General features: G+C 50.4%; 15 protein-coding genes. 9 read left to right on the top strand and 6 right to left on the bottom strand.

Annotation, left to right across the window (positions count from 1 at the left end; translation table 11 throughout):
- Window position 1 precedes the first annotated feature (1 nt).
- Genes qoxC through cyoA form a run of 3 tightly spaced genes read right to left on the bottom strand, consistent with a single transcriptional unit; the run spans window position 2 to window position 3647 of the window.
- A complete protein-coding gene (gene qoxC, locus ACFVSO_RS25705) occupies window positions 2–649 on the bottom strand; it encodes a cytochrome aa3 quinol oxidase subunit III (protein WP_119801681.1) in 648 nt (215 codons plus the stop codon).
- Complete coding sequence (locus tag ACFVSO_RS25700; RefSeq protein ID WP_387479499.1) at window positions 649–2637, bottom strand: cbb3-type cytochrome c oxidase subunit I; 1989 nt, start codon at window positions 2635–2637, stop codon at window positions 649–651. Before ACFVSO_RS25700 ends, qoxC begins: the two co-directional genes overlap by 1 nt.
- Before the next feature lie 29 nt (window positions 2638–2666).
- Window positions 2667–3647: a ubiquinol oxidase subunit II gene (gene cyoA / locus ACFVSO_RS25695; RefSeq protein ID WP_387479497.1), complete on the bottom strand. Its 981-nt coding sequence runs from the start codon at window positions 3645–3647 to the stop codon at window positions 2667–2669.
- Between the two features lie 859 nt (window positions 3648–4506).
- Between cyoA and ACFVSO_RS25690 the strand changes: the two genes are divergently transcribed.
- The 4 genes from ACFVSO_RS25690 to ACFVSO_RS25675 are packed head-to-tail and all read left to right on the top strand — an operon-like array spanning window position 4507 to window position 7826.
- The gene (locus ACFVSO_RS25690) at window positions 4507–5532 is read left to right on the top strand and encodes an ABC transporter substrate-binding protein (protein ID WP_387479495.1); all 1026 of its coding nucleotides are present in this window, start codon (window positions 4507–4509) and stop codon (window positions 5530–5532) included.
- The gene (locus tag ACFVSO_RS25685; protein WP_387479493.1) at window positions 5522–6547 is read left to right on the top strand and encodes a FecCD family ABC transporter permease; all 1026 of its coding nucleotides are present in this window, start codon (window positions 5522–5524) and stop codon (window positions 6545–6547) included. Before ACFVSO_RS25690 ends, ACFVSO_RS25685 begins: the two co-directional genes overlap by 11 nt.
- Before the next feature lie 2 nt (window positions 6548–6549).
- Window positions 6550–7359: an ABC transporter ATP-binding protein gene (locus ACFVSO_RS25680; protein ID WP_387479491.1), complete on the top strand. Its 810-nt coding sequence runs from the start codon at window positions 6550–6552 to the stop codon at window positions 7357–7359.
- Window positions 7360–7394: 35 nt separating this feature from the next.
- A complete protein-coding gene (locus ACFVSO_RS25675; RefSeq protein WP_387479489.1) occupies window positions 7395–7826 on the top strand; it encodes a (2Fe-2S) ferredoxin domain-containing protein in 432 nt (143 codons plus the stop codon).
- 337 nt (window positions 7827–8163) lie between these two features.
- Here the strand turns inward: ACFVSO_RS25675 and ACFVSO_RS25670 are convergent, their stop codons facing one another.
- Entirely contained in the window at window positions 8164–8457 is a 294-nt protein-coding gene (locus ACFVSO_RS25670) for a hypothetical protein (RefSeq protein WP_387479487.1), read from the bottom strand.
- A 445-nt stretch (window positions 8458–8902) separates the two neighbouring features.
- Window positions 8903–11035 (bottom strand): transglycosylase domain-containing protein, encoded by a 2133-nt coding sequence (locus tag ACFVSO_RS25665; protein WP_387479485.1) that lies wholly within the window; start codon window positions 11033–11035, stop codon window positions 8903–8905.
- 325 nt (window positions 11036–11360) lie between these two features.
- Here ACFVSO_RS25665 and ACFVSO_RS25660 point away from each other — a divergent pair, with 325 nt between their 5' ends.
- Entirely contained in the window at window positions 11361–12605 is a 1245-nt protein-coding gene (locus tag ACFVSO_RS25660) for a sugar efflux transporter (RefSeq protein ID WP_387479483.1), read from the top strand.
- Window positions 12606–12713: 108 nt separating this feature from the next.
- Window positions 12714–13541 (top strand): polyamine aminopropyltransferase, encoded by an 828-nt coding sequence (speE, locus tag ACFVSO_RS25655; protein ID WP_387479481.1) that lies wholly within the window; start codon window positions 12714–12716, stop codon window positions 13539–13541.
- Window positions 13542–13655: 114 nt separating this feature from the next.
- On the opposite strand, the gene ACFVSO_RS25650 is transcribed toward speE, so the two are convergent.
- Window positions 13656–14588, bottom strand: a complete 933-nt coding sequence (locus ACFVSO_RS25650) for a stalk domain-containing protein (RefSeq protein WP_387479479.1) — start codon at window positions 14586–14588, stop codon at window positions 13656–13658.
- Window positions 14589–14941: 353 nt separating this feature from the next.
- Between ACFVSO_RS25650 and ACFVSO_RS25645 the strand changes: the two genes are divergently transcribed.
- The 3 genes from ACFVSO_RS25645 to argS all read left to right on the top strand — a co-directional run bounded on the left by ACFVSO_RS25645 (window position 14942) and on the right by argS (window position 17685).
- On the top strand, window positions 14942–15481 hold the full coding sequence (locus tag ACFVSO_RS25645) for a DNA-deoxyinosine glycosylase (protein ID WP_387479476.1): 540 nt from the start codon (window positions 14942–14944) through the stop codon (window positions 15479–15481).
- Window positions 15482–15565: 84 nt separating this feature from the next.
- Window positions 15566–16009 (top strand): YwiB family protein, encoded by a 444-nt coding sequence (locus ACFVSO_RS25640; protein ID WP_387479474.1) that lies wholly within the window; start codon window positions 15566–15568, stop codon window positions 16007–16009.
- Complete coding sequence (gene argS / locus ACFVSO_RS25635) at window positions 16006–17685, top strand: arginine--tRNA ligase (RefSeq protein ID WP_387479472.1); 1680 nt, start codon at window positions 16006–16008, stop codon at window positions 17683–17685. Before ACFVSO_RS25640 ends, argS begins: the two co-directional genes overlap by 4 nt.
- Window positions 17686–17699: the final 14 nt, after the last annotated feature.

Below are 17699 nucleotides of genomic sequence, written 5' to 3'. Positions count from 1 at the left end.
CCTACATCACCCCCATCAGATACACGATTGTGAAGACAAAGATCCATACGACGTCAAGGAAATGCCAGTACAAGCTGACGATATTGACCTTGCGCTTCGTGACTGGCGTAATGCCGCGCCGTCTGATCTGAATAATGAGTGCCGTCATCCATACGAGGCCGACCGTTACGTGAAGACCGTGCGTGCCAACCAGGGTGAAGAATGCGGACCAATATGCGCTTGTACCGATATTCGCGCCTTCATGCACGAGGTGGATAAATTCGTTTACTTCCAGATAGATAAAGGACGCGCCAAGCAATGCGGTAATGATCAGCCAAGTGATCAACCCTTTTTTGTTGCCTTTGTTCATCTCCAGCAGCGCGATGCCGCTGGTGAAGCTGCTTGTTAGCAAGATGAACGTCGATGCGATGATGCCCGGCATCTCGATCAGCTCGCTGCCAAGCGGGCCGCCTGCGAAGTTGTTCCGCAGGACGACATAAGTGGCGAATAGTGTGCCGAATAGAATAACGTCAGTAATGAGGAAGAGCCAGAAGCCAAATGTCTTCATCTCTTCCTGGTCATGATGGTCATGACCGTGACCGTGGTCGCCGCCGTGGCTTCCGTGGCCGGCATGGGCGAGGTGCCCCTTGTTTTTTATTGCTTCTGCCATTAGTGAGCCCCCCTTGCAGCGGCTTCGGTCCGCTCAACTTCTTCGACCGGGATATAGTAATCCGTATTATAGGTAAAGGATCGAACCAGCATACTTACGATGACGCCGCCGAGTCCAAGTACAATCATCCATTTCCAATCCCAGACAAAGCCAAAGCCGGCAGTGAACCAGAAAGCAGACATGACGAACGGTATGCCGGAGTTGCGCGGCATATGAATCGGTTCGAGCGGAGCTTGCTCTGCTTGCACAACCTCTGGAGGATCGGCTTCGCCTCTTAGGCGGCGCTGCTTCTTCTCCCACCAGTCGTCTTGTTCTGTAACGACAGGAGTACGAGCGAAGTTGTACATTGGAGCAGGCGATGGAATCGACCATTCCAGTGTACGGCCATCCCAAGTATCTCCGGTTTTCTCTTTCTTGTAGAACTTGATGCTATGCGCAATTTGCCATACTTGGAACAAGAACGCGATACCCATCAGGAATCCGCCTACCGTCGAAACGATGTTGAGCGGCTGCCAGCCCATATCAAAGTTGTATTCGTTGAAGCGGCGAGTCATACCCATCAGGCCAAGCGCATATTGCGGCATGAAACAAACATAGAAGCCAATATTCCAGAACCAGAATGCCCATTTGCCCAGGCCTTCATGAAGCTTGAAGCCGAACATTTTTGGCCACCAGTAGTACAGGCCTGCGAAGTAACCGAATACGACGCCGCCGATGAGCACTTGGTGGAAGTGAGCGATCAAGAAATAACTGTTGTGGAACTGGAAGTCCGCAGGCGCTACCGATAGAAGCACCCCGGTCATCCCCCCAATGACGAAACATGGGATAAAGGCGATCGTCCACATCATCGGTGTCGGGAAACTTAGCTTGCCTCGATACATCGTGAACAGCCAGTTGAACACTTTGACACCGGTCGGTATCGCGATCAACATGGTTGTGACGGCGAAAAATGCATTGACATTCGCGCCGGAGCCCATCGTGAAGAAGTGATGCGCCCAAGTAAAGAAGGAGAAGAAGCTGATGGACATTAGTGCGAATACCATCGATTTGTAACCGAACAGCTTTTTCTTCGAGAATGCCGAGACGATTTCGGAGAAGATACCGAATGCCGGCAAAATAACGATATACACTTCCGGGTGACCCCACATCCAGATGAGGTTAATATACATCATCGGGTTCCCGCCGCCGTCGAGGGTGAAGAAGTGCGCACCCAGGTAACGGTCAATGAACAGCAGGAACAGAGTTACCGTCAGAATCGGGAATGCGAAAATAATTGTCGTACAGGAAGACAGTACGGACCAGGTGAACATTGGCATTTTCATCAGCTTCATACCTGGAGCGCGCATCTTCAGGATCGTAACGATAAAGTTAATACCGGTTGCTAATGAGCCTATACCTGATATTTGTATGCCCCATATATAGAAGTCCTGCCCGACGCCCGGACTGCCTGACAGCCCTGACAGCGGCGGATAGGCGAGCCAGCCCGCATCCGGCGAGCCGCCGATAACGAATGACATGTTGAACAGCATAGCCCCGAAGAAGAACATCCAGAAGCTTAAGGAGTTCAGGAACGGGAATGCCACGTCGCGCGCGCCGATCTGGAGCGGAACGACAATGTTGAACAAACCGAACATAAGCGGCATGGCCATGAACAGAATCATGATAACGCCATGCGTCGTGAATATCGCGTTATAGTGCTCCGCATTCAGGAATTCCACCTGCGGGACAGCCAGCTGCATCCGCATGAGCAGGGCATCAACCCCGCCGCGGAACAACATCAGAATAGATGCGATGATATACATAATGCCGATTTTTTTATGATCGACAGAGGTTAGCCACTCCGTCCATAGCCAGCGCCATTTCTTGAAATACGTGAGGATGAATACGATGGCTACCATGGTAATTGCAATCGATACCTGGGCTCCGAGAATGAGGGGATCGCCCGTCACGAAAAACTCGGATGAAAAATCTTTGATCTTATCCCACATGAGCTAGTTCTCCTTTCGATAACGGTACGTTAATGGCCCGCATGTCCGTTGTGTTGAGCTGATGCGTCGGCCGTTTCGGTCTCGCTATCGTTGTTCTTGCTGCTTGCTTCAGTCTTCGAAGCGTCCGAGCTGACGCCATGATGCGAGTGCGCGCCGCTGCTGCCTTCTTCGACATATTGCGTTACGATTTGCTCGAACAGTCCTTCAGGGAAGCTAGAGAACTGCTGCACATCAGAGCGGCCTGGCTTCTGTAATTCCTTATAGCCATCCAGAGTCAGGGCAGGAGCGTCTTTCTTCACTTCTTGAATCCATGCATCGTACTCCTCTTGCGATACAGCATCGGCTTTGAAGGTCATTTGGGCAAAATCCTTGCCGTTGAAGTTAGCGCCCGAGCCGTAGTAGCTTCCTTGCTCGTCAGCTTGCAGGTACAACGTCATCGCCATGCCGGACATGGAGTAGAGCTGGCCGCCAAGCTGCGGAATCCAGAAGGAATTCATCGCCGTATCGGATGTCAGCTGGAAGCGGACAGGCCTGTCTTCTGGGAACTTCACATAGTTGACTGTCGCGATATCCTCATCCGGATATTTGAACAGCCACTTCCAATCCATTGAGGTTACTTGTATTGTAATCGGCGCCTTCTCAGATTCGATCGCGCGGGACGGCTCCAACTTGTAAGTATAGTTAATGGTTACGGCCGCAAGGATAATGATGACCACGATCGGAATGCTCCACCATGTCACTTCCAGCTTCGTATTGTGTTCCCAGTTCGGCTTGTATTTCGCTTTGCTGCCTGGGCGGTCGCGGTAGCGCCATACGATTATAGCCGTCATGATAAGCACTGGGATAATGATGACTGCGCACAGAACGGTTGATATGATAATCAAGTCCTTCTGAGATTGCCCGATCGGCCCTTTCGGATCGAGCACGATGTACTGCTCGCTGCAGCCTGAGAGCAGGAAGACCATCGCAAGGAAGAGCCCTACTGCCAGCATTCGATAATTACGTCTCATCTTGGTTCCAACTCCTTAAAGGTTTGTGAAGCATAAAGCCAAGCAATTGGCTTGTGAACAAACCTAGCTTCGAAAGCGTCCGCTTAGGTTTGTGAAGCATAAAGCCAAGCAATTGGCTTGTGAACAAACCTAGCTACGGAAGCATCCGCTTAGGTTTGTGAAGCATAAAGCCAAGCAATTGGCTTGTGAACAAACCTAGCTACGGAAGCATCCGCATAGGTTTGTGAAGCAAAGCTTATGCCTAGGCGTGTGCAGCATATACGCTTTGGCTTTGAAAGCATGCGTTAAGGTTTGTGAACCAGAGCACATGCTGGAATAGTCACAGTCGTCTTGCTCAGTCCGCAAACTCTTAAAAATAGCTTACGACTAACATAGCAGATTCGAAACGCTGTGACTGTAGGGTTAACAATTACGTAAACAATTCGACTTTTTTCCGCCATATATTATTCACGAGTTAGACATATGGTTGAAAATAGCCCAGTAAACAGGCATTTCTAGGAAAATTACGTGGTCTATCCCCATGCGTTTATAGGGGATTTTCGGGCGAATTCGGACAAGGTAACGTCTCGATCATGAAAGCCATTGAATGGAGAAGCCAAACTATTCCTTTGAGGAGTGCCTTAACAATAAAGTCGAACCAGCTTTCTGCTATTAGTGGGTTGGTTTGACTTTTTGGTGTTGTCATATTCGTTCATCCAGAGCAAGAGCAACTCTCCTGTCGAAGTTATCGTCTTGTGAAGGCTTTATTTTACTTTCTTCAAAATATTAACCCTTATATGGCTCTATTGAGTCATGTAGATGGGATTTTGATAAGTTATATTACTTATTAGATAGAAATTTTGAGAGGATTGAATCAGAAATGAGAAAAATTGTAATATCGATGATGTCCGTTAGTCTTATGTTATCCGTTGCTACGGCATGTACTAGTAATGATAACCAAGTTGTTGAAAGCAGTAAGGTTTTGCCTGAAAACGCTTACGAAACGGCCGGCGTAGTTGATAATGAGAATGCTTCATTAGAATATTTGAGAATAACGGACGACCTGGGCAGAGAAGTGGTCTTGAAGAGCAAGCCGGAGCGAATTGTGACCTTGACTCCAACATTTACTTCAATGCTGTATGAGACAGGGGGGCAAGCGGTGGGTCGTGTGTCATTCCAGAGCTTCCTGGGTGACATTCCCGCTGGAGCTGAGGATGCAACGGAAGTCGGATTTAACGCCCAAGTGAACTTGGAGAAGGTCGTAAGCCTTAAGCCGGATTTGGTCATTGGCGGAGTCAGGCTTCATGATTCCATGGTTGAACAGCTTGAAGCGAACAACATTCCGATAGTTGTTCTTAATATGACAACTTATGAGGATGTGAAATCCAAGCTTCAATTTTTTAGCAAGCTGTCGGATGACGACAGCAAGAGCGAAGCTGTGCTGAAAGAAATGGAACAGAAGATCACCCATCTTCAAAGCAAGGTACCGGCTAATAGTCCGAGGGTGGTCATTATTCAAGTCTCGACAAGAGAAGTGACTCTGGAACGCGATAACTCCATTGCGGGAGGAGCTGCCAAGCTGCTGGGTGTCGATAACCTTGGGGCTAACTTGGTTGCGATGGAGGGACGTCCGGACAAGACACCTTTTAGCCTTGAGAAAATAATGGAATTTGACCCCGATCTCATACTCATCTCTACCCGAGGCAGCAAAGAGGATATTGAACCGCGCATGAAACAGGATATGGAGAGTCATCCGGCTTGGAGTTCGCTTCGGGCTGTAAATGAAGGGCAAGTTCGCTTCCTTCCCCAACAATATTTCCTCACTAACCCCGGCGTAGACTATGCGGATGCAGTAGAGTATATCGGCAAGGTCGTATACCCGGAAGTATACGGATATGCGGAATAAATTCCCTCAACAGGAAGCCGGATTCAAAATAATATGGGGCTTGAAGCCGCACAGTATCTTGATTCTGGTGGCTTTTGCACTATTCTCCCTGGCCAGCCTATCGATAGGCGTGGCTAGAGGGGCTGTATCTATCCCACTGGCGGAGATGGCGAGAATCCTGTTTCTTGGCGAACAGACCGAGCATTATAGCATTCTAATGAATATTCGTCTCCCGCGAGCGCTTGTTGGCGCGGCAGTGGGGATTAACCTTGCGCTTGCTGGAGCTATTCTACAAGGAATTATGAAGAATCCGCTCGCTGATCCGCAAATTATCGGGGTGAATGCGGGAGCAGGATTTGTCGCCATCACTATTTTGATTTTGTTTCCGCAGTCGCAATGGCTGTTGACGCCAGGTGCCTTCGTCGGCGCCATGCTGGCAGCTATTCTCGTGTATGCTTTGTCGTGGAAGAATGGAATTCAAACTACCCGAATCATATTGGCAGGGGTGGCTGTTGCATCAATGCTTGGCGCGGGTGTATCCGGCCTGCTGGTGTTCTATTCTGACCGGGTGCATGGCGCTATGCAATTTATCGTAGGCGGACTGGGCACAAGCAGCTGGCCTCAGCTCAAGATTATTGCTCCGTATACGCTCATAGGACTGATTCTCGCTTTGATGAGTACGAATCGGCTCAACTTGCTGCTCTTGAGTGACAACAATGCCAGATCGCTTGGATTAAATGTTGAAGGAAATCGGCTGCTTTTGACGGCTTTAGCTTCTCTGCTTGCGGCAAGCGCTGTCAGCATTGTAGGCTTGCTTGGCTTCGTTGGTTTAGTTGTCCCTCATGCTGCAAGGCTGATGATCGGCAACAACTACCGATTGCTTATTCCAGCATCTGCTTTATTGGGAGCGGGAGTGGTGACGCTGAGTGATATGATGGCAAGAACGATTTTTGCACCAGTAGAACTTCCGGTAGGCATTGTGATGGCTGCGATAGGTGCCCCATTCTTCTTATATCTGCTTAAGAGGGGAGGTTAGCTATGCTGGCATTGCAGGCACTTAATATACATCTGAAATACGGCAATCGAACGATCATACACCAGATGTCTCTTTCTATTGAGCAAGGGAAAATATACACCATTTTGGGACCGAACGGCTCAGGCAAAAGCACATTGATAAAAGCACTTTCGAGAAACCTGAAGCCCAGCAGCGGAACGATAGAGCTGGAGGGGGAAAATGTATTCTCCATGAAGGCTCTTGAGGTAGCAAAAAGGATGGCTTTGCTGCATCAGAAGCCTCAGGCGCCTGGCGATTTGAGCATTAGGGAACTGGTAGAGCATGGCCGATTCCCTCACCGCAAGTTCTGGAGTGCGGATGCCTCAGCGGATAATGAGAAGGTAGACTGGGCTCTTAAGCAGACCCGACTCACTTTCATGCAGGACAAGAAATTGCAGGATTTATCCGGCGGCGAAGGGCAGCGAGCATGGCTTGCCATGGCGTTGGCACAAAGCTCGAAGCTGCTTCTGCTGGATGAGCCGACAACTTTTCTGGATATTTGCCATCAACTTGAAATGTTGGAGTTAGTGAAGCAACTGAATCGAGAGCACGGGCTGACGGTCGTCATGATCTTGCATGATATTAACCAGGCCGCAAAATATTCTGACGAGATCATCGTCGTTCATAACGGCCGTCTTCACTCTGCAGGCGAGCCATCCCATGTCATTACAAAGGATATGCTGAATGAAGTGTTCGGTGTCGAGGCGGAGCTGAAGTCGGGGCATCAAGGACAGTTGATCGTAGAGCCGATTGGAATTGCTGAGAAGAACAGCGGACAGGTTGATTCGATATAGTATTTTGCAAAATTTGAACGAAAGAAGGGATTGCAATGAGCGCGGAGCAGGAAACGTACAAGCCTATGTCTACAGAGGAACGCTTAAAAAAGCGGAAGCTGGCTAACCGGATGATGGATTCGCTGGAGAAGCATGTTTTTATATGCGACGGTATTTGCTGTGTGAGAAAAGGCAATGCGCCAGAAGTGATTGCGGCGTTTCGAGAAGAGCTTAAAGAAACGGGAATGGCGCATAGGATTAAGCTGTCAGAAGTGAAGTGCCTGAGTCGCTGTGCAGATGCCGGGAGTATGGTGGTATACCCGGAAGGCGTATGGTACCAAGGCGTATCGACGGATGATGTGAAGGAGATTGTGCAACAGCATTTTATCGAAGGCCGGCCCATCGAAGAGAGAATCGCGTATTCTCGTTCGGAGGAAGGGAAGTTTGTCCGCTCTCCTTTGTTTCCTTCGGATGAATATATCGTTTAAATACGATGTCGAGAAGCTATCCATTATCGGGATAGCTTTTTTTGTGCCGGCATGGCAGCCGCCGAATACGGCGTGAAGAGGAATTCCGGGGAACCTTGAAGGGGGCATTTGCACTCGATCCCATTCAGTTGAGTTAATCGATGATGTTTGTCGAGACAGGCCAGACGCGGATATGCGCCTATGGACCGTGAAAGCATAGAATGGCGATGCCGGGAAAGAAACCCCTAAGCATCGCCATTACTGATTTTTGTAACTATGTTTGATCAGGAAAACATCCTTTAAGTGAACGAGTCCACTTTTGGGAAAGCCACTTGCTTGTGAAGTGGAATAATGAATATTAATGATCCTTGCCGGAAGATCCGGAAGAGTTCGTGTCCTTGTTGCTGTTCAATCTCGCATGAACGAGACCAATAGCCGTACCAATGACATAAATGTGAACACTGCCTACGAGGAATCCGATTCCGACCATGAGGCCGATATTTTTATCGCTGAAATGACTTAAGTTAATGAGGCATAAGAGGAAGCCGATGCCGAGAACACCCCAAGCCATCGCAGTCATCACATTGACGAGACGCTTCACGTCGGATTTCGTTGGGCCAAGCTGGCTGATCGTTGCCGTTTTTGTAGTCATATCAAACACTCCTAATTTGAGAATGAAAGTGCTTTCTTAACCATACTATACCACATAATATGTCGTTTGTTCAAAGAAAATTCACTTTTTGAACATAAAATAGACATAAAAATAGAATGAGAAGATGAACGGTGGAGCAACAGGGAGCAATGCGGAGAATATTGAAGTACAACAGGGATAAGTTTGTGTCAGGAGCGATAATGGGGATTTGGAGCCGTGTACAAACGAATTTGTGGAAATAGCATAAAGGACAAATTAGAGCATTGAAGTAAGGTTATTTTGCGGAGTCGACAGAATGAGGAATTAGTGGTGAGAGGAAATGTTAAATGTGTGAGGTCGGCAGAAATGAGGAATTAGAGTTGTGTAGTAACGTTAATCGCTGGAACATATTCTACATATAAAAGACGGCCTGCAGCTACCCTGCAGGCCGTCTTGCCATTTAGCGTTAATCCGTCCACCACCGCTTCAGATCGTTCCACCACGAGCGTTGCTTTTGCGGCTTGCTGTTGCTGGTGCCGCCTTGGCCCTCTCCATGGTCTTCGCCATTGCCAGCATCCACTGGAGAGCCGCATACCTCTGTCGGCTCCGTACCGGCCAGGAACGACTCCAGCCGACGATTCGGACAAGTCGCTGCCGCAAGCTTGCCGGATACGGGATCAATGAGAACATTCACGACGCCCTCCGGCACGCGGAAGTACTTCGGAGGCACGGCGGATAACGTGCCTTCGATAAACCGCGCAAAAATCGGCGCTGCCCGGTGCGCCTCGGCGACTGTCAGCTTGCGGTCCTTGTCATAGCCAACCCAGACAGCAGCCGCCAGCTCAGGCGTATAGCCTACGAGCCATGCATCTGTGGCCGTGGTGCCTGTCTTGCCGGCAATGGGGCGTTTGATCGTTGCGGCTACCCGGTGCGCCGTACCGCCATCGTCGAAGACACTCTCGAGCAGGCTCGTCATGACATAGGCTTCTGCAGCCGTAATGACCTGCTCCTCCGCAGGCTTCGCTTCATATAATACGTTACCCTTCCGGTCCTCAATGCGAAGGATGGAGACCGGCTCTACTCGAAGCCCCGCATTGGCGAAGATGCCATACGCAGAGGCCATCTCGAACGGGCTGGCGGGGAACGTCCCCAGCGCGAGCGAGGGAACAGGCTGCATACGGCTGCGAATGCCGAGCTTACGTGCAGTCTCAATTACCTTGTCTGCGCCAACCGTCATAATCGTATTGACCGCATAGATATTGTCGGAGCCGCTGATGGCGGTGCGCATGTCGATGTAATCCTCCGCATACTTGTCACCATAATTATGCGGTTCATACGACTTGCGGCCTTCATCATAGCTGAATACGGTCGGTTCGCTCTTGAAGCGCGTAACCGGAGACATGAAGCCGCTTTGCAGCGCCGACATGTATAGGAACGGCTTGAAGGCGGAGCCTGGCTGGCGCGTACTGGCGAACACGCGGTTGTATTGGTTTTTCGCGTAATCCCTGCCGCCGACCATCGCCTTAATATAGCCAGTACGGGGATCGATGGCGACCAGCGCTGCTTGTTGCTCTGAGCTTGCCGGCATGATCTGCTTAATGGACTCTTCCGCTGCCGCCTGTGCTTCCTGATCAAGCGTCGTATAGATGGTAATGCCGCCTTCATTCAGAAGAGAGGAATCGATGCCAATCTGCTCTACTGCCAGATAGCGAATGTAGTCTCGGAAATACGGAGCGAAGCCCTCCTGCTGGTCCGCTCCTAGCGGTTGAAACTTCAGTATCTCCGCGTAAGCTGTCTGAGCCTGCTCTTCCGTAATAGAGCCGCCTTCCTTCATGGCTTCAAGGATAATATATTGCCGGTCCTTGGCATTCTTCATATTCAAATAGGGAGAATAATATTTGGGGCCCTTCGGTATGCCCGCCAGCATGGCGCTTTCGGCCAGCGACAGCTCGGAGGCATGCTTGTCAAAATACATCATGGCTGCCGCTTCGATCCCATACGAGCCGTGCCCGTAATAAATTTGATTCAGGTACATGCCGAGAATATCGTCTTTGCTGTAATTCATCTCAAGCTGGGCGGTATACATCGCTTCCTTGAGCTTACGCTGCCAGGTTCGTTCATGACTGAGATAGAGATTGCGCGCGAGCTGCTGGGTTAGCGTACTGGCTCCTTGCTTCGCCGACATACTCTGTACGTTCACGACGACGGCGCGGGCCATGCCCTTCAGATCAAAGCCGGAGTGATCGTAGAATCTCCGGTCCTCAATCGCAAGCGTTGCATCCACTACATAGTGATGAATATCGGACAAGGAGACGGAGCGTCGATTCTCCCCCGCATGGAAGGTATCAATGATGTGGCCCTGTATGTCAATCATCTGAGAGGTCTGGCTGATCTTCGAGACGGGCAGCGCCTGCGAGCGCAGATACAGATAGAGTCCCGCCATGAGGACGGCGACGACTGCCAGAGCCATGGCCGAACGCCGAAGCCACTTCCGCAGCTTCAGGATATATGGAAGAAACCGCTCGGAGATATGAGGAAAGGCCAAGCGGCGTTTGACCCTGCTTTTTCGTCTGAAGAACGGGGGTATCCATTTGTTCATGCTGCCGACTCCCTTCCGCGTGTTGCTGATCTATTCTTTAGTATGGAAAAATGCGGAATCGGCTATTCATTTATCAATAGATGTCGAATAATTGTTTGGTTCAAAATGGCTATAAACACATTATTATCTTGAACTCTGGCAGGCTTTATGCGAGTATGTTGAGAATAACGGTCTGATCGGCAATGAAGCTTAGAATAGGGGAGAGAAAGAAATACTGCGGCCAGCCTCACCGTACCGACGGCAGTAGGCCGTCACTTGCCTTTTGACTCACGGTGAACAAAGGCTGGCTGTTCCTATAGATATAGAAAAATACGGGGATGGTAGGATGAGTAACTTTATTGCGTCAACTAAACAGCATGCCAAGACAGCATGGGGAATTCAAGGATTCCCGATTATTATGGTCATCAACATTTTTATGGGCATATCCCATGCTTTCGTTTTGCCCTTCAATTCCTTGTTCGGCATCGACGAAGTGGGAATGAGCAATACGACTTTCGGCATTTTCATGCTGGTCTCGTCGTTATGCGGTATTGTGCTTAGCACTGGAATCGCGAAGCTGTCCGACCGCGTGCCGGACCGTAAGTTCATTCTGATACTCTGCTCGGTGGCCGGCATCATTGGTTATCTGGGCTTTGCCTATTCGCGCGACTATTATGTGCTGCTTATTTTTTCTTCGGTATTCCTCGGGATTGCGTCCTCGACGTTCGCCCAAGTATTCGCGATCGGAAGAGAAGCGCTGACAAGGTCCGATGTGCCCGCCAAGCAGGTGCCGCTGTACATGAACATGTTAAGGACGATCTTTGCCCTGTCCTGGACGGTCGGTCCTGCCATTGCCTCTTATGTCCTTCTATTTATGGGCTTTACAGGGCTGTTCGTCGTCGCGGCTACCTGTAATGCGGTCGTAGCGATCGTTGCGCTGCTGTTCTTGCATCGCCGTAAGGATGCCGCCGGAGCGAAGTCGGAGCAGGCCAATATTCCGCTCAAAAAAATCGTGTTCCAGCCGACCATCTTCATCAACCTGGTCGCCTTTACGTTTATCTCGGCGGCGACTACGCTCAGCTCCATGAATATGGCGCAATTCGTGACAAAGGTGCTAGGCGGAGGCAAGGAAGACATCGGTATCATCTTCAGCATTCCGCCGATCTTCGAAATTCCGTTCATGCTGGGCTTCGGCTATATGGCGACGAGAATGAAGAGCGATCGGCTTATACGTCTTGGTGCGCTACTGGCTCTTGTCTATTTCTGCCTGTTGTTCTTCGCCAATTCAACTTGGCATATCTTCTCGGTGCAAATTTTGAGCGCGGCATACATCTCGATCACGTCGGGTATCGCAATCACTTATTTCCAGGATTTTTTGCCGGAGATGCCAGGAACCGCAACGAACCTGTATTCCAATTCGAGCAAGGTAGGCAACATGCTGGGCTTTCTGCTGTTCGGACTCATCGCAGATGCTTTCGGCTACCGAAATGTGTACCTGGCTTGCGCTATATTTACCTTGGCGGCAGTCGTGCTTTTGTTCGGGCTTAATCGGGCGAAAAGAGTGTCAAACCATGCGTCAGTAAGCGGATGACTGAGGATTTCATGAATTTTTTGTGCAGGACGGGTGAAAAGGTTGCTTTTTTGGCTTAAAACACTATAATACAGGATGAAACATTGACGGAAAGAAGGGATCAATCTCATGGAATTGTGGTACACCGAGAAACAAACTGAAAACTTCGGCATTACGGCGAAGATAACTAAAAGCTATGTACATGAACAAACGGAATTTCAACAATTGGATATGATCGAGACGGAAGAGTTCGGCACAATGCTCGTACTCGACGGCATGGTTATGACCACGGTCAAGGATGAATTCGTCTACCATGAGATGGTGGCACATCCGGTTCTCTTCACGCATCCTAACCCTGAGAACGTGCTTGTTGTAGGCGGCGGCGACGGCGGCGTCATCCGTGAAGTCATGAAGCATCCGAAGGTGAAAAAAGCCGTTCTGGTCGATATTGACGGCAAAGTGATCGAGTACTCGAAGAAATACCTGCCGACAATCGCAGGCGAGCTGGACAACCCGCGCGTAGAAGTGCTTGTCAATGACGGCTTCATGCATATCCATGATCATAAGAACACGTATGACGTCATCATGGTAGACTCCACAGAGCCAGTAGGCCCGGCGGCGAACCTGTTCACGCGCGGCTTCTACCAAGGCATCTACGAGGCGCTGAAGGAAGACGGCATCTTCGTCGCACAGACGGACAACCCATGGTTCAAAGCCGATCTGATCCAAAGCGTAAACCGCGATGTGAAGGAAGTATTCCCGATTGTACGCGTATACGGCGCGAACATTCCTACTTACCCGTCCGGTCTATGGACATTCACAATGGGCAGCAAAAAGTATGATCCGCTTCAAGTGGACGAGTCGTCCATTCCGGAGCTGGATACCAAATATTACACGCCCCGCTTGCACAAAGCGGCTTTCATCCTTCCGAAATTCGTTGAGGATTTGGTGAAGTAAGGCGAAGGGCTGCAGCGATGCGGCTAACCAAAAGAACGAAGCAGCGTAATGTCGCTGCTTCGTTCTTTTTGGTCTATTTAGAGCCTTGCGGGTATTGCACCCACATGCCCCTATTTATTGAAGCTTGAAGTAGATTTTACGATCATTGTTCTCTAACGTAGAGTCGCTTTTGTTAATGACCAGGTAATTTTCTTGACCTTTAATAACAGGAAGAATGACGTTCCCTGTCACTTCGAATGAGCTGCCTTTGGTCGAAGGTGTCACCTTCGGGAAGTCTGGCAGTGCCTCAGTGACCGCCACGCTCATCGAACCGTCGAAGCCGTAGTCTGTGCCGCCGATGACGTAAGCGCCATCCGCTGTTTGTGCCCCCCAGATATAAGGCCTGAAGCTGGAGAGGTACATGTAGCCGATGCTGCTGCTCTTTCCGCTGCTTTTCATCGTCGCATTTTTGACTTTCACATGAAGGGTGACCAGCTTGTATTCCAGGTCTGGGTCTTCTTCCGGACGCTGGAAGCCGTAGTCAACGATCTGGTCGCGTGTAATGGATACAGCCTTCTTGACGGTTACCGTGAAATCAGCGGAGCTGGTGTCGTATTCATCCGGCTTGTAGTTAACAAGCTCTTTATATGTAAATGCTGTATTGAATTTAATGGGGTCTTTAATCGTACCTTTGTTGCTGGAAGCCGCAGCCGATCCGCTTGGAGGCGTCGTATTGGAAGAGCCTGTATCGATCTTCGGAGGTGTCTGTCCTTCAGGCGTAATAACGACGGTCTGACGTTTCTCGTCCCATTGGACATTGGCGCCGAGCGAGTCCGCGACGATACGCGCCGGAACGTAGGTGCGGCCTTCGAATGTGATCGGGTACAGCTTTTTGCCGTCCATGCTTAGATCTGTTTTTTTGCCGCCAACTTCAATGCCAATGGCATAGTTCTGGTACGCGGTAATTTTTTTGAGCGTGGTAGCGGAATATGCGATCGAGCCTGCGCTAACTGCTAGCGAAAGCGCCGTCGTCATGATCAGCACTTTCTTAGTGAAAAACCTTTTCATGAAGCCATCTCCTCTGTATGTGAATAGTATGTTGAAGTCCTGGGACTTAACAACCGCTGCTATACACCTGAGCTGCGGGCAGCTTGCTTAATATGGAATCATCCTGTGATTTATCCCTGATAGACATGTTTATTGAAAAATATAATAAGGAATAAGCGGAGTGAATCATTTTTTATTTCCATTACATATACTCGATCTAGTATAACTGAGAAAATTAACCATCGCCAACATAAATTCAATGCTAATTGATTTGATCTATTCACGACAGATGGTTTGAATCGCCCAGCATGCTTCTATCTTCGCATGAGCAGCGCACAGCAGGATATAATGGAGAGATAAAAGGAGGCGACTTCATGTCGGTCATCTATTCATTTCCGCCCGTTGTCGATGAGCGCTCACGCGTGCTTATTGCTGGTACGGCGCCAAGCGTGAAGTCGCTGGAATACGGGCAGTTCTACGGACATCCGCAAAATTATTTTTGGCGAATTTTATACGGCTTGTTCCAAGTGAGCACGCCGGTCCAGGAGGGATATCCGCCGCCTGATCCCGTCTACGAGAACCGGCTAGCGTTCCTTCGGGAGCATGGACTAGCGGTATGGGATGTCATTCACTCCTGCGAACGGGAAGGCAGCCTGGATGCGAATATAAAAGAAGAAACCCCCAATGATTTTCCCGGACTGCTGGAGCGATATCCCGGCATTCGGGCGATTGCGTTCAACGGAAGCAAAGCATATGACACCTTCCGCAAGGCTTTTGGCGGGCATCCTGCGCTAGAGCATATTGCGAAACTCAAGCTGCCCTCATCCAGCCCGATTCCGACCAAGCATATGCGGAGTCTGGAGGATCGGATCAATGCGTGGCAGGTGATCGTTCCTTTTGCCGTGGAACGCTAGTCTTTCGGGCATTCAGGCGTTGAAATTGGAGGGCTTCCTGTATATAGTAGTAACATACGAAAGAACGATAGCGGGAGCGGAGCAATGAACGACAGCGGCAAGGCCATCATTATATTGGAAAGCAAGGCGGACGGAGAGAAAGCGACGCATCGCTATAAGGGAGAATGGTTCCGCAAGGAGAAGTCGCTGTTCATCCGCTATGCGGAGGACGAGGCGACGCGGGCGCTCATTCGGTATACGCCTGGTGAGCTGTCGCTCAAGCGAAGCGGTGCGGTGCAGTCGGATCAACTGTTCGTATCCGGCCAAAGCCGGATTGGCAAGTACCGCTCAGCGGTAACGGTATTCGAGCTGGAGACACGTACGAAGTCGCTGACGCTGCAAGCGAAGGCAAAGCAAGATCAGCCAGGCGCGTTATTGCCGACTGCGCCGCCGTTTATCTTGGAGTGGCGGTATGATTTATTTGTAAGCGAGCAACTATCGGGACGGTTCCATATCCGTCTCCATATACAGGAGGATCATGAATCATGAGTGCGAATGTACTGGACAAAATGTATGAGCAAGTGAAATCGGCTATAGCGGATGCGGCGGTAGCTGCTGGGCTGGCGGCAAGAGAGGAGCTTCCCGTCTTCGTTCTTGAAGTGCCGAAGGACAAAACCCACGGCGATCTGGCGACGAATGCAGCAATGCAGCTGACAAAACTGGCGAAGAAGAATCCGCGTCAGATTGCGGAGGCGATTATCGAGCATCTCGACCAGAAGGGAGCTTCCATTCAATCGGCAGAGATTGCAGGACCAGGCTTCATTAACTTCCGTATGGACAAAAGCTATCTGTATCCTATCATTGCGGATGCGCTAAGGGCAGGAGAAGATTACGGCCGTGTGTCAGCCGGTCAAGGCTCGCGCGTGCAAGTAGAGTTCGTCAGCGCCAATCCGACGGGAAGCCTGCATCTGGGCCATGCGCGCGGTGCGGCAGTTGGCGATTCGCTATGCAATGTACTAGACTTCGCGGGTTACGAGGTTACACGGGAATATTATATTAACGACGCCGGCAAGCAGGTTGAGAATCTGGCGCTGTCGCTGGAGGCGCGTTACCGTCAAGCGCTCGGCCAAGAGGCGGAGATGCCGGAGGACGGCTACTACGGGGAAGATATTATCGTTTTTGCCAAAGGGCTTGCGGAGCAAGAAGGCGACAAGCTGCTTCAATTGTCCGACAAAGAGCGCTTCTCGTACTTCCGTACCTTCGGACTGGAGAAGGAGCTGGATAAGATCAAGCGCGACCTAGGCCGCTTCCGCGTTGGCTTCGATGTCTGGTACAGCGAGACTTCGCTCTATGAGAGCGGTCAGGTCGAGCAAGGTCTGGAAGCACTGAAGGCATCCGGACACGTCTACGAGGAAGAAGGCGCAACCTGGCTGTCGACGATGCCATTCGGCGACGACAAAAACCGCGTGCTTGTGAAAAACGACGGTTCGTACACCTACCTGACGCCGGACATTGCTTACCATCGCGATAAGTTCGCAAGAGGCTACGACCGGATGATCAACATCTGGGGAGCGGACCATCATGGCTACATTCCGCGCGTGAAGGCTGCCATGGCGGCGCTCGGCAACGATCCGGAGAAGCTGACCGTATTGATCGCCCAGATGGTCAGCCTGTTCCAGAACGGCGAGAAGATGAAGATGTCGAAGCGGACCGGCAAAGCCGTGACTATGGAAGACCTGATGGACGAGGTTGGCGTGGACGCGATCCGCTACTTCTTCTCTATGAGAAGCATGGATTCGCATCTGGACTTCGATATGGATCTGGCGATCTCGACATCGAACGAGAATCCGGTCTTCTATGTGCAATATGCGCATGCCAGAATCTGCAGCATATTCAGACAAGCGGAAGAGCAGGGTATCGCTGTTCCGGATGCCGGCAGTGTGAATTACGGCAAGTTGAACACAGAAGCAGAATTGGACCTGATTCGTAAAATCGGGGAACTGCCGCAAGAAATCGCGGAAGCGGCGGCTCAATACGCTCCGCATCGCCTGATTCGTTATGTGTATGAGCTGGCTTCGGAATTGCACAGCTATTATCGTGCGGAGCGCGTCATTACCGAAGACGCAGAGCAGACGGTAGCCAGACTTGCATTGCTGGGCGCTATTCGCGTTGCCCTTGCGAATGTGCTCCGCCTGGTTGGCGTATCCGCGCCAGAGCGTATGTAATACAAACAAGGATA

Origin of the sequence: Paenibacillus sp. NPDC057967, assembly GCF_042887015.1 — a bacterium.
Taxonomy (GTDB): Bacteria; Bacillota; Bacilli; order Paenibacillales; family Paenibacillaceae; genus Pristimantibacillus.
Note: the sequence above shows the minus strand (reverse complement) of the source record. Positions and strands in the feature narration are given on the sequence as shown.

Coding starts and splice junctions, on each gene's coding strand:
- qoxC (WP_119801681.1), bottom strand. CDS start 649: ATGGCAGAAGCAATAAAAAACAAGGGGCACCTCGCCCATGCCGGCCAC.
- ACFVSO_RS25700 (WP_387479499.1), bottom strand. CDS start 2,637: ATGTGGGATAAGATCAAAGATTTTTCATCCGAGTTTTTCGTGACGGGC.
- cyoA (WP_387479497.1), bottom strand. CDS start 3,647: ATGAGACGTAATTATCGAATGCTGGCAGTAGGGCTCTTCCTTGCGATG.
- ACFVSO_RS25690 (WP_387479495.1), top strand. CDS start 4,507: ATGAGAAAAATTGTAATATCGATGATGTCCGTTAGTCTTATGTTATCC.
- ACFVSO_RS25685 (WP_387479493.1), top strand. CDS start 5,522: ATGCGGAATAAATTCCCTCAACAGGAAGCCGGATTCAAAATAATATGG.
- ACFVSO_RS25680 (WP_387479491.1), top strand. CDS start 6,550: ATGCTGGCATTGCAGGCACTTAATATACATCTGAAATACGGCAATCGA.
- ACFVSO_RS25675 (WP_387479489.1), top strand. CDS start 7,395: ATGAGCGCGGAGCAGGAAACGTACAAGCCTATGTCTACAGAGGAACGC.
- ACFVSO_RS25670 (WP_387479487.1), bottom strand. CDS start 8,457: ATGACTACAAAAACGGCAACGATCAGCCAGCTTGGCCCAACGAAATCC.
- ACFVSO_RS25665 (WP_387479485.1), bottom strand. CDS start 11,035: ATGAACAAATGGATACCCCCGTTCTTCAGACGAAAAAGCAGGGTCAAA.
- ACFVSO_RS25660 (WP_387479483.1), top strand. CDS start 11,361: ATGAGTAACTTTATTGCGTCAACTAAACAGCATGCCAAGACAGCATGG.
- speE (WP_387479481.1), top strand. CDS start 12,714: ATGGAATTGTGGTACACCGAGAAACAAACTGAAAACTTCGGCATTACG.
- ACFVSO_RS25650 (WP_387479479.1), bottom strand. CDS start 14,588: ATGAAAAGGTTTTTCACTAAGAAAGTGCTGATCATGACGACGGCGCTT.
- ACFVSO_RS25645 (WP_387479476.1), top strand. CDS start 14,942: ATGTCGGTCATCTATTCATTTCCGCCCGTTGTCGATGAGCGCTCACGC.
- ACFVSO_RS25640 (WP_387479474.1), top strand. CDS start 15,566: ATGAACGACAGCGGCAAGGCCATCATTATATTGGAAAGCAAGGCGGAC.
- argS (WP_387479472.1), top strand. CDS start 16,006: ATGAGTGCGAATGTACTGGACAAAATGTATGAGCAAGTGAAATCGGCT.